Below are 11,937 nucleotides of genomic sequence, written 5' to 3' on the forward strand. Positions count from 1 at the left end.
AGAGGCTCGCCTACCCAAATGGGAGGCGAGCCGACGTGATGGCCAATTCTCCTACGCTGGATCAAGGGTGCAGTGATGTGGAAGCGCCGCCTACGATTCATAGGCCCCATAGACCCGCGCCATTCAGACCGGCGCTGACCCTCTCTCATGCTGTGGCCTCGTGGCTCAATGAGATCGCAGTTTTCCGCGCACCTCTGCAAAGCCGTCTCGGCGATAAGCCGCTATCGCTCCGTATGAACCGGCTTGTCTGGCAGGCGGAGCCGGCTGCGACATCGATGCTCGACTGCGCGTTTGACACCGGCGGTGAAACGGTCGTCTTGTCCTTGCCCGGTCCGCTTGCGGAAGCCCTGATTGCGACCGTGCAGAATGGTTTGACCTTACCTTCCGAGCCGGCTCGTTCGCTGATCCTTGAACTCGCGCTTGAACCGTTACTCGCTCCACTGGAGAGGCTGACGCAGTGGCATTTGCAGCTAATCCGCACCGATGAAGCGGCGAGGTCAGGTCCATATCTTGAATTCGACGTCGCCTATGGTCCGCTCACCAGCAAGGCTCGCCTACTTCTATTCTCGTTTCTCGACGGTCCGGTTCCGCCAGCGTTCAGCGCCCTTGGCGAGCTGCTTGGCCGATTGCCGCGACACTCGCCCAAGCTTCGTCCTGAACTCCCTGTCTTAGTTGCAGGACAGATTGGCTCGCTCCGCGTCACAATCGGCCTAGTTCGTCAAGCACAGCGAGGCGACGCGCTGCTGCCTGACGCAATTCCGCTTGCTCGCGGCCAGATCATTCTCACTGCCGACCGATTATGGGCCCCTGCAGAGTTTGCCGGCGACAGGCTGGTCCTGCGGGGGCCATTCCGCCTACGATCCCACCCCCTCAAATGTGGACATATGACGACACAAGCCGAAGCGCAGCAGCTCCCCTCTGAGGCAGACATCGACAGTCTCGAGATCACACTTGTATTCGAATGCGGCCGCTGGCCGATGCCGCTGGGAACTTTGCGCGGCATCAACGAAGGCCATGTGTTCGAACTTGGCCGCCCCCTTGATGGACCGATCGATATCCTTGCCAACGGCCAACGTATCGGTCGCGGCGACATCGTGCGGATTGGCGAGGAACTGGCCGTCAGGTTGCGCGGCAGGTTGGCGGTCAATGACTGAGATTCAACCCAGCATCCTCGCGCTTCTTGCGGTGACGGTCGGCCTTGGTCTGCTGGCATTCGCAGTAGTCACAACGACCGCCTTCATAAAAGTTTCCGTTGTTCTCTTCCTGGTGCGCAACGCGCTCGGGACCCAATCGATACCGCCGAACATCGTCCTGTACGGCGCTGCGCTGATCCTCACCGTCTTCGTCAGCGCCCCGGTTTTTGAGCAGACCTACAACCGCCTTACCGATCCGCAACTTCGCTACCAAACCTTCGATGACTGGGTGACGGCCGCAAAGGAGGGGCAGGAGCCGCTGCGCGCCCATCTGAAGAAGTTCACCAATGAAGAGCAGCGCCGGTTTTTCCTGTCATCCACCGAACATGTCTGGTCGGAGGAGATGCGCGGCAGCGCCACGGCTGATGATTTTGTGATTCTTGTACCGTCTTTCCTAATCTCCGAGCTCAAGCGCGGCTTCGAAATCGGCTTTCTTCTCTATCTTCCCTTCATCACCATCGACTTGATCGTAACGACGATTTTGATGGCGATGGGCATGTCTATGGTGTCCCCAACGGTAATATCTGTTCCCTTCAAGCTCTTTCTGTTTGTCACCATCGACGGCTGGTCACGTCTCATGCACGGCCTGGTATTAAGCTACACGACGCCGGGAGGTTGACAATGAACGAGGCCAGCATCCTCACTCACCTGAGTCAATCGCTCGTCCTTTTCATGATTTGGGTTCTGCCACCGCTCCTCGCAGCTCTGTTCTCCGGACTGATCATTGGTCTCATCCAAGCGGCAACGCAGCTCCAGGATCAAACCTTGCCCCTGACGGTGAAGCTTCTGGTCGTAGTCGCCGTGCTCGCTGGGTTTTCTCCGGTGCTCAGTGCCCCGCTCATCGAACAAGCCGAGCGCATCTTTAGCGAGTTTCCCGCACTCACCTCGAGGTACTAACGAACCTTAGATGCCCAGCCTTTCACCTACAGATGCGCAATCTCTCGTCCAAGGCGCGATCGAACTTGTCGTTGCAACCGGCCTGAGCGCAGCCCGGGCTCTAGGCATCATGCTTGTGCTTCCCGTCTTTACCCGCCCGCGTATCGGCGGCCTGATCCGTGGAAGCCTGACGATTGCGATCGGACTGCCGTGTCTGATGCAGATCAAGCTCGGCCTGCAGGCACTGGATCTGAACACACGTCTGGTCGGCGTCACCATGCTCGGTCTGAAGGAAGTATTCGTCGGTCTTCTGCTCGGCATCCTGCTCAGTATCCCATTGTGGAGTATCCAGGCAGTCGGCGACATCATCGACAACCAACGAGGAATTTCGAGCCCGGTCGCGCCGGAAGATCCTGCGACCCACAGCCAAGCGTCGGGAACCGGGCTTTTTCTCGGTATCACGGCGGTCACGATCTTCGTTCTGGTGGGTGGCCTCCAGACCATGGTGAAAAGCCTTTATGCCAGCTATCTGGTCTGGCCCGTGTATCAGTTCCTGCCCACGCTGACGGCGCAAGGGGCAATGGAGTGTCTGACGCTTCTCGATCAGTTCATGCTGTCGACGCTGCTGGTCGCCGGGCCGGTGCTGACCCTGCTGCTGCTGGTCGACGTATCGGTCATGATGCTCGGCCGTTTTGCATCGCAGCTCAAGCTGAACGATCTCTCCCCGACGATCAAGAATGTCGCCTTCGGCGTCATCATGGTCAGCTACACCGTCTATCTCGTTGAATACGCGGGAAACGAAACACTCAGGTCCGAGAACGTGTTGGAGTATCTGAAGAAGCTCTTGAAATGAGCAGCACTAGCGAGGAGAAAAAACTTCCTCCAACTCCCAAGAAGCTGCGTGAAGCGCGGAAGAAAGGACAAATCGCGCGCAGCACCGATTTGGTGAGCGGGGTCAGCGCGTGCGCCGGTTTCGGCTGTCTGTGGTGGAGAGCGGGTGCGATCGAAGACAAGTGGCATGAAACGGTACGACTGATCGATAAGCTGCAGGAGCAGCGGTTCACGAACGCGGTTCCGCAAGCGCTCAGCGGCTTGCTGGAACTTTCGATTGCAGCCGTCGGGCCATTGCTTGCGGCTACCGTGGCAGGAGCCCTTCTGGCCAATGTCCTGGCTAATGGCGGCTTCATGTTTGCTTCGGAGCCGCTCAAACCGAAGCTTGAGAGACTGGATCCCATCAAAGGCTTGAAGCGGATCGTATCGAAACGTTCGTTCATCGAGCTCGGCAAGACGCTGGTTAAGGTGGTGCTCCTCGGCGCGAGCTTTTTCCTCACGGTGATCGCAAGCTGGAAGGCGTTGGTGTACTTACCGGTCTGCGGCCTAGGCTGTCTTGGCTTCGTTTTCACCGAGGTCAAACTGCTGACCGGGATCGCCGCTGGGGCGTTTCTGGTCGGTGGATTGGCTGACCTTTTGATCCAGCGCTGGCTGTTTCTGCAGGACATGCGCATGACGGAAACCGAGGCCAAGCGTGAGAAGAAGGAACAGGAAGGCAATCCGCAGGTGAAACGTGAGCACCGGCGTCTGCGGCAGGAGTCGGCGAACCAGGCTCCGCTCGGCGTCCATCGCGCCACATTGATATTGAGGGGGGCCGCAAGCTTGATTGGGCTGCGCTATGTTCGTGGCGAAACCGGAGTGCCGGTCTTGGTCTGCCGCGGCGAGGACGAAGCTGCTTCACGGCTCCTTGCTGAGGCGCGCGCGCTGCGCCTCAGCATTGTCGATGACGACGTCCTGGCGCGTCAGCTGCTTGGCAAGGCTAGGCTCGGCGACCCGGTTCCTTCGCAATATTTCGAGTCGGTCGCAAAAGCACTTTATGCCGCCGGACTGGTCTAGTACCCACTTTTCTTAGATCGTGAGTCGGATTCAAGATCGAAGATGATTGCCCGAAGAGAAGACCACACCTTTCGAGGAAAGATCGCAAGGTGCTTGAGGCGTGTTGTCGCTCACCGGTGACGTTGCAGCGCGATTTAAAGCGGGCGCGGATAGTTCTGTTGGCGGCGTCCGGTCGATCACCAAGGAAGTTAGGGTCCAGCCGGGGATTGTCAGCCTTTGGCGGCACCGCTATGCCGACCATGACCTTGAAGGGCAGGAGACAAGCCGCGGCCTGGCAAGCAGCCGATCTATACGAAGGCGGCCGATTGGCGGCTTCTGAGGCTATTGGATAAATCGCCTCCAGAAGGGTTCGCCCGCTGGACCGGGCCGTTGCTAGTCGGGGCGCACGGCCACGTTGACGTGCAATATGTCTGGCGCTTCCTGCGCAACCACAAGATTGACGTCGCGGCTCGCACGTCATGAAGCGAGAGCAACGATCCGGACTTTACGGCCAAAGCCGCCGATATTGTTGGGCTCTATGTCGCCCCGCCCGAGAAGGCCATTGTGCTATGCGTGGACGAGAAGCCCTCGATTCAGCGAGCGCGGGGCTATTCTGAAGTTGCCCAATTGCCGCGCCTTGACCGGCCAGAGCCACGACTACAAGCGGCATGGCACGACCACGCTCTTGCGGCGCTTGAAGTCGCCATGGAAAATCATCGCGGCGCATTCAAAACGCCGGTGTCGCGTCGAGTTTCTCGAGTTCATGAACGACGTCACCGCGACCTTTCCGGGCCGAAAGCTTCACGTCATACTCGACAACCTCAAACCCAGAAGAAAAACGAACATGGCTCAAGGCCCACCCCGACGCGCAATTTCATTTCGCGCCGACGCGCGCGTCCCGGCTCAATCTGGTCGAGGTATGGTTCTCGATCTTGCATGGGCAGTAAGTTAGCGGCGCCTCCTTCACAAGCCTCAAGCAAGCTTCAGGAAAAAAATGTGATGCCTACGCCAACGCGTACAACGACAAAGCCGAGCCCTTCGTCTGGACCAGGAAAAGGTCCGTCAACGCCGTTTCAACGCCGCCGTATCACTCAGCTCTGGTTCCGGGTATTAGATCATCTTGGCGGCAGCACTGCGATTGCAAGCGCTCATCACTTAGGTGGCTGTACGTTCCTCGTTGCCCCCGCTGGAGCTTCCGGCGCCGCTCTGTTATGCGTTTCATCTCCCCCGTTGCTCTTGTTACGCGAGGCAAAGGTCCCATAGCTGGCAACAGGAATTGCCGCCCGATCGCCCTTACTTGTTACGACAGATCGATTGTCTAGCAAGTCGAGCGGATCATTGACCATGACTGCCAGATTGTTTCTGGTCGAGCAGCCAAGCGTCGGGTCGAACGAATTATCGTTAACTGCAGGACCCACGATGAGAAGCGACGGACAGACAGGAGGATGGGCTTCGTAGGTGATCGCCTCGATCCTCACCCCGAAATGGGCGGGCGGAGAGGCGGACAGGCGGATATTATCTGGGGAAATGCCCATCGCGCGGGCCTCGTGGGCCACCTGTACAATGAGCCGGGGTGAGCCAGTGACACTGACATGGAGTGCATCCCGCCGGCCGTGACTTGCATCCGCAATGAAACTGCGCAGCCGGTGCCTTTCCGAGCCACGAAGGCTCTGAAGGAACAAGACGCTGTTCTTCTGCTCCACTTGAATCGCTTGTTCAGCCGGCCCAGAATGAATCGAAGCACTGTTTGCGCATCCGCCTAATGTTGCCGCAATAGCAATCAAATGGCACAATTGTCGCAACGTCATTTGACGATCCTCATTCGATGATAAAGCCGGCGCTGCCCGTCAATCCTGGTGCGCTGGTGCGGGGAGCATCGCGGTCTCGGGGGGGCCGTGCCAGCGTGTTCGTCAAAATGCGCCCGGCGTCTGAGGGCGGTGCAATGCGGTTGGTCGGCGTACTCATCTGGGCCGGGTTTGATACGGGCCGCACGATGTAAGGCGTGACAACAATAACCAGCTCGCTTTCGCGTTTTTGAAACGATGAGGAGCGGAAAAGCGCACCGAGGATCGGCACATCACCCAGCCAAGGAAACTCACCGACGTCAGTGTTGAAGTTGCGCCTGATGAGCCCGCCGATTGCAAAGCTCTGACCGCTGGCCAGCTCGACAACCGTGTTGGCGCGCCGCGTCGAGAGGGCAGGGACGGCCATTCCGTTGATTTTGACTTCACCTTCGGTCGATAGTTCGCTGACCTCGGGCTTCACACGGATATTGATCTGATTGTTGTTGAGAACCGTCGGGACGAACTCCAGGCTCACTCCGAACTGGCGAAATTGGACCGAAACCTGCCGATTGTCTTGCATGACCGGAATGGGAAATTCGCCGCCGGCCAGGAAGCTTGCGGACTCGCCGGACATCGCCGTCAGATTGGGCTCAGCCAGGATCGAGGCGAGGTGCTCGCTGGCGAGCGCGTCGAGAGCAGCGCTCACGTTGATATTGCCGGCGCTGAACGCGATACCGATCGTGCCACCGCCGCCCGCCGCGCCGGAACCAGCACCTTTGCCGGTAGCAATGAAAGTGCCGCCTTGGCTCGAAGCGGAGAGCGTGATGCCGAGCTCCTTGACGGCACTGCGGGAGACTTCTGCCACGCGCACGCTGAGATTCACCTGCAATGAGCCGGCCACCTGGATCTTGTTGACGACCAGCGCACCCGCCCCGAGAAACTGCTCGGTGATCTTCTTGGCGGTCTCGACAACATCGGCATTGGGCGCGGTACCGCTAAGGATCGCGCCGCGCGGGGTATAAGTGACCTGGATCGGATAGTCGCCGACCTCGGCCTTCAGCGTGGCACGCAGATCCTCGATGGGTTGCGTGACGATCACGCGCAGCTCGGCCAGAGCCTCCCCGTTTTCGTTCAAAGCGAACAGGCTGGTCCGTCCGGACTTTTTGCCAAACACGAAAATCGTCGTGTTCGACGGCGCCTGGTAATCGGCAATGGTAGGATCGGCAACAAAGATGCTCGCCGCTGGCGCGCTCAGATGAACCGTCTTGCCCTGTGAGGAAGTAAGGTTCAGCGCGCCGGTGATGCTGCCAGGCGCCGCACGCGGCGGCTCTGATTTGCCATCCCGCTTGGTCTGCGCTGCGGCAGCAAGTGGAAACAGCAGAGCGAGTGCGCATAGGGCGTAGCAGAGACGAGGCAGAGCGGCAGAACGGAGTCCGACCATCGACAGCTCATCAGCCCGGGCAGCATTGTTAACGACCTTCAATGGATTGTTGCTTTCAAGTTCGATCGGCTAGGCGGCCGATGCTGCGCCAACGAGTTCAAGCGTGTAACCGACACCCCGCTTGGTCTTGATCCTTAGCGTTGCACCCGCCTGGCTCAAATGCGTGCGTAAGCGATAGATCCCGACTTCCAGCGCATTGGTCGAGACCTCGTCGTCGAACGCATACAGGCTGCCCTCCAGTGACGCGCGCGGCACGGTGCGGCCGGCGCGGTTGAGCAGATGTTCAAGAATGCACACTTCCCGCCGTGCAATCCTCAGTATCCGACCTCCGACTGAGACTTGCCTCGCGATCGGGTCGAAATGCAAATTGCCGAATGTCACGACTGGCGCCGTCATTTGCGTTGACCGCCGCAGAATGGCTCGCATGCGAGCAATGAGTTCGTCGGTAGACACGGGCTTGGGCAAAAAATCATCTGCACCGGCATTGAAACTCGCAATCCGCCGGCTGAGATCGTTAAGACTGCTCATCATCATGGCCGGTATTGAACGTCCCTCGCGCCGCAACTGCTTCAGCCAGTCCAAGCCGTCTCCATCCGGCAAAACCGATTCGAGCAGGAGAATGTGGTAGTTCGCACAATTCAGCGCGTCCACCGCCTCATCTAGGGTGCGCGTCACATCAACAGCGAAGCCGCAGTTCAAGAGCGCTTCCTTCACAACGCGGGCGAAGTCCACATGATGATCAACCAGGAGAATTCGCATTTCATCAGCTCTCGTCCATCCACGCCAAGACCTGAGCGCGTCACGGTTGACCATGAGGTTCGACGAAACTGCGAGACCCCCGCTTTGACGTGAACGCCAAGGGCGGGGAGCGACGAAGCAGAGCATGGTGGGCGGCGATCAATCCCGGTGAACCCTTCGTCATGGGATGGACAAGTGGGGCGATCTGCCAGGGTCTGCACGCGTGGTCGGGGACGCTCAACATGCCCTTTGTGCCATAAGGAGCGCCGATATCATTCACCAATCCGAACGCACTAGTAGCAGGCTGATGCATCTGTGCGCCGATCGCGGCCGGGCCTGCACGCGCTGAGCCGGCGCCTTCGATATCGATAGCGCGAGACTGCGCAATTGAAGCCGAAGCGCAGGAGAGAGCGGCTGGATTTGTGGCTGAGTAAACTCGCGAAACCGGCATTTGGAAACTCCCCAACTTGCCTCAATCCGCGGTCAATCTTGCTAGGCTATCCATCCTGTGGCGCCGAAGGCACGACAATGCAAGTTTTACCGCGTTTGAAGACAGTTCACGTCGCGCACCTGGCCGATGACTCCAAAGGCCGCAATGCGCGACAAAGCGATCGACGCCTCCGACTAGAGGGAAATCCTCCCGCTAGCCAGAATAGACATGTATGACGGCAACGATCCCGACCTTCGGTCGCGTTAGACGTCCCGGACGCTGCAGTCGATAAGGGCTGAGCAGGACCGCAGACCGGCGCCATGACGCTTTTTTTGAGGTGGTTACGTTTTTAAGGTGGTTACGCCAGTTGCATCCGATCGCTTTGGATGAAGGGCGGAATGATCCAAGCTTGGAGTTGCGCTGTGCGCGGAAAGGGCGAGGTAAAGACAGCCCGCGTTGTTCTCGATCGCTCCATCCTGCTTCGGCTGCATCGGGTCCGACGCGGCTTCCTCCGCTCTGCACAGCGGCGATGTCGGAAGTGCGCCTTCGAGAAGAGTGGCCGAGCAGCGTGATGGCGTGGACCGGCGGGGCCTTGAGCTTTAGAGACGTTCGCAATTCTTGCTACCCGTTAGGAAGTGTTCGCGCGAGCGGGGTTCTGTGTCGCGAGGTTTTGTCGGAAACCCTACGCGAGGTTTGTCGGAAATCCTACAATCTGACGCTAGGTAAGATTCAAGTGCCTTTGCCGGCTGGTCAGGACTAGCCTCAAACTTGCAGGCGTGCTGAAGCAGCGACGACACAGTCTGGACCCGGCCCTCCACCTGCGGACAGCGATCGGTCTAGCTCTTTCCAATTTCGCGAGCATTTCCTCTGTGGAACTTAACGTCATGGATGCAGACACGCGATTGCCCAACTCGAATTGACCGGCAAGGCACTGAAGAGAGAATCGATTGTCACACCACATTCGGGAACGCTGCCTCCAATGATCGCGAACGACTATGGGACGTTTAGGCAAGATCGGAAAAATCGATTGTTTTGATGGAACGCATCCAGGCGACGGATAGGACTTGCGGGGTGCGGCCGCTTGGCGCTAGCCGACGCGGGCGTTTATCTGATCTGGCGAAGCGATCACGCGCCACTGTCTTTGATCGATCGCGCATCGAGCATCAGGCTCCGAGCTAGAGCATGAGTAGATGCTCGGCGTCAGCTGCCCACGTCACCGAACTACCTGGCGAATGCGACCTGGCGGTCCGATCGATGCAACGCAATACCGAACCGCCCACGAGCAAGAACGGCTTGGAAGAGCGGTTCGAGTGTGGGGTCCAGAACTCGGACCCGCTCTTAGGACGCCGGAGCCGGTTCAGCCATCTGCTGGCCGGCTTGATGCGTGGGCTGCTCGATCTATCATTCGAAGCCTACGCTGATAGCGCATCCTCCAGCTCTTCCTTAGGGTAGGTGTCAGGTGTCTTGGTGTGTGAACATGAAAGGCACTTGCCGGGATGGCGCGGTTGGCAGGTTATCTATTCATTGCCCTCACGCTTATACGGATTCGTTTCGCTGGCGGTCCGGTAGTCCTGCAAATTGCCGCCTAGAAACAAGCGCTCGGCATCTCGAGCTGGGCGAGCACATCAGATCGACATACGCATCGATGTTGTCCAGATCATCGATATTTATTCCGAACCCAATACTGCTCAGCACGCCGTCGGGCGTCCAGACGGCGGGCTTCGGTACCGTGTAGGTGTGCAGCGTGTTCGCATTGTTGCGATCGCGCCCAGTGTCGGGCGACGATCAGTTTTGAGGGATCCTCAACCAAAGACACGAAAGGAGATGCTGTTGCCTTGTCGCGCATATGCGTCCAGCTGGGCGCGCCCGGTCCACAGGATATCGCTCCAGAGGATCTCCAACGCAAGAATGAATGCCGCGCCGTGTTAGGGGCATACGATATTGCGCTGATATTGTCTTCGTGCGCGGCTTGCAATCACTATCCTGGTTATGAATGCGCCGCAGCTTAAGATATGGCCCGCCACGTCGTCGAAAATGCGCTACTCGGCCCTCGGGAGCTGCGGTCACTGGCGACCACCGTACCAATTGCTGCTCGGCCATCTGCTTCATCACCCTCAACCCGTTCGAATCGTGTCCCGAGAAGACGATAACGATACAAGCTGTGCATCAACGCGACGACGAAGCTCACGCACCGAGCCAAACGAAAGCCGTTGAGGACCTCGCCAAGCAGGCCGGAGTGAATGAAAAATGCGACTTTTTCCTGCTTTGGGTCCCCGAGAGAGATCTTTTCGGTGCGCTCACCATTCGTCTCGCGAATGGCGAGGCTTTGTCGCCCGGCAGGACAGGCAGCTTGGCGAAGCGCGTGAAAAGCGCCGAAGCCTGATCAGGTTCTCTGCCGCGGGTGTTCAAGTGAAATTCTCTGCCGTGAAGCATGCCCGAATGAACGGCGGTCTGACTATTCCGGCCAAAGGCACTGCGGCTTGTGGATCGTCAAGCTTCCGTCCGAGCGCTACGCCGCCGTGCCGGAGAATGAGCTCTCCATGATGACATTAGCGGCGCGGCTCGGTATGGACGTTCCGGAAGTGCAGCTCGTCGACTAGGATGCCATTGCAGGACCTCTGGACGGAATTCGGCATCTGAAGGGCCAGGCTCGAGCTGTCCGGCGATTCGACCGAAGCAGCGCGAGCGCAACTCGGCGCCGGGATCTAGCCGACCTGTCCTGCTGCGCCCCCGCAGTCAGTCAAGCTTGCAGCGCCCTGAGTCGGCGCCTCTGAACGACGCATGAACGAAGCGCTGCTGTCCCTATCACGCGCCGCGGATTTGCGCAGCATTACCGCCCTGACAACAAAGCTGACGACCGCGCGCCCGGAGAACGCACGGGTGCCGCCAGTTGTATCGAGGAGAACTCCTCGCAAAAAAACAACCTGAACTGGTTGGGCAAGCCAATCAAGTTCGACGGAGAAAAATCTCGTGCTCCAGGCCTGGCGGCCCAATACTGGCCGAGTAGTTCACGCCTTTAAGCGTGAGGTCTGTCTGCGGCTGAGACGCGCTAGGCAAGATGTTACGCAATCGCATCGCTTGTATCAGATCTCCCCGCGCCCATTGGTCGCCGTGCTGCCAGTCTGGGGGAAGGTACAGTGACAGATTTGGCGCAACGGACGCAGCGTAGACCGATTCATCTGACTGGCCGAACATCGATGCCCCTAGGTTTTGATTCCAAGGTGCCGGGCTGGGTTGACTGACGCTTTGTGATGGCGAATGGGCAGTTGAATGTGCGCCCTGCCAAAGGTTGGCCCTGTTCCAGCTCCCGGCTGGCAAGGGGCCCGCTTCATCCGCCGCCTGCCAAAGCTCCTCTGAAACGAAAGCTTGCACCGGCGACGGAACGGCCGGGCTTGGCTGATCAACAGTGCCTGCTTGCGAATAGGGGGGTGACTGCAGGTCTTGCCAAAAGTTGGCTGTACTCCAACTCTCGGCTGGCAACTGGCCAGATTGATCCGCTCTTAGCCAAATCTCTTCCGGATCGACAACTCGCACCGGCGAGGGGATGGCTGGGTTTGGCTGATTAAAACTGTCCGCTGGCGAACGTGCGGGTGAAGCGAGCATCTCCAA

Annotated in this window: 10 protein-coding genes and 1 pseudogene; 8 read left to right on the top strand and 3 right to left on the bottom strand. The window is 58.8% G+C overall.

Features of this window, described 5'->3' with window-relative positions:
* Positions 1-38 precede the first annotated feature (38 nt).
* The 6 genes and pseudogenes from sctQ to CQ12_RS41805 all read left to right on the top strand — a co-directional run.
* The gene (gene sctQ / locus CQ12_RS05600) at positions 39-1,154 is read left to right on the top strand and encodes a type III secretion system cytoplasmic ring protein SctQ (protein ID WP_083519138.1); all 1,116 of its coding nucleotides are present in this window, start codon (positions 39-41) and stop codon (positions 1,152-1,154) included.
* Positions 1,147-1,812 (top strand): type III secretion system export apparatus subunit SctR, encoded by a 666-nt coding sequence (sctR, locus tag CQ12_RS05605; protein ID WP_057834361.1) that lies wholly within the window; start codon positions 1,147-1,149, stop codon positions 1,810-1,812. The genes sctQ and sctR overlap by 8 nt, the downstream gene beginning before the upstream one ends.
* 2 nt (positions 1,813-1,814) lie before the next feature.
* Complete coding sequence (locus tag CQ12_RS05610) at positions 1,815-2,090, top strand: EscS/YscS/HrcS family type III secretion system export apparatus protein (protein WP_057834362.1); 276 nt, start codon at positions 1,815-1,817, stop codon at positions 2,088-2,090.
* A gap of 10 nt (positions 2,091-2,100) precedes the next feature.
* On the top strand, positions 2,101-2,922 hold the full coding sequence (sctT, locus tag CQ12_RS05615; protein ID WP_057834363.1) for a type III secretion system export apparatus subunit SctT: 822 nt from the start codon (positions 2,101-2,103) through the stop codon (positions 2,920-2,922).
* Positions 2,919-3,956: an EscU/YscU/HrcU family type III secretion system export apparatus switch protein gene (locus CQ12_RS05620; protein WP_057834364.1), complete on the top strand. Its 1,038-nt coding sequence runs from the start codon at positions 2,919-2,921 to the stop codon at positions 3,954-3,956. The genes sctT and CQ12_RS05620 overlap by 4 nt, the downstream gene beginning before the upstream one ends.
* Before the next feature lie 35 nt (positions 3,957-3,991).
* Positions 3,992-5,033, top strand: a pseudogene (locus CQ12_RS41805) (IS630 family transposase); the annotation flags it as partial.
* 53 nt (positions 5,034-5,086) lie between these two features.
* On the opposite strand, the gene CQ12_RS41810 reads toward CQ12_RS41805, so the two are convergent.
* Genes CQ12_RS41810 through CQ12_RS05630 form a run of 3 tightly spaced genes read right to left on the bottom strand, consistent with a single transcriptional unit; the run spans position 5,087 to position 7,919 of the window.
* Positions 5,087-5,743: a CpaD family pilus assembly lipoprotein gene (locus CQ12_RS41810; protein ID WP_083519136.1), complete on the bottom strand. Its 657-nt coding sequence runs from the start codon at positions 5,741-5,743 to the stop codon at positions 5,087-5,089.
* Positions 5,744-5,753: 10 nt separating this feature from the next.
* Positions 5,754-7,202: a type II and III secretion system protein family protein gene (locus tag CQ12_RS05625; protein ID WP_057834365.1), complete on the bottom strand. Its 1,449-nt coding sequence runs from the start codon at positions 7,200-7,202 to the stop codon at positions 5,754-5,756.
* A 27-nt stretch (positions 7,203-7,229) separates the two neighbouring features.
* Complete coding sequence (locus tag CQ12_RS05630; RefSeq protein ID WP_057834368.1) at positions 7,230-7,919, bottom strand: response regulator transcription factor; 690 nt, start codon at positions 7,917-7,919, stop codon at positions 7,230-7,232.
* 2,570 nt (positions 7,920-10,489) lie between these two features.
* Between CQ12_RS05630 and CQ12_RS05635 the strand changes: the two genes are divergently transcribed.
* Both CQ12_RS05635 and CQ12_RS44880 read left to right on the top strand, forming a co-directional pair.
* Positions 10,490-10,711 (top strand): hypothetical protein, encoded by a 222-nt coding sequence (locus CQ12_RS05635; protein ID WP_057834366.1) that lies wholly within the window; start codon positions 10,490-10,492, stop codon positions 10,709-10,711.
* Between the two features lie 97 nt (positions 10,712-10,808).
* Positions 10,809-10,928 carry a HipA domain-containing protein gene (locus CQ12_RS44880; RefSeq protein ID WP_198164070.1) on the top strand — a complete coding sequence of 40 codons (120 nt, stop codon included), beginning with the start codon at positions 10,809-10,811 and terminating at the stop codon, positions 10,926-10,928.
* The last annotated feature ends 1,009 nt before the right edge of the window (positions 10,929-11,937 follow it).

The organism is Bradyrhizobium jicamae, assembly GCF_001440395.1.
In the GTDB taxonomy this organism is placed as follows: domain Bacteria; phylum Pseudomonadota; class Alphaproteobacteria; order Rhizobiales; family Xanthobacteraceae; genus Bradyrhizobium; species Bradyrhizobium jicamae.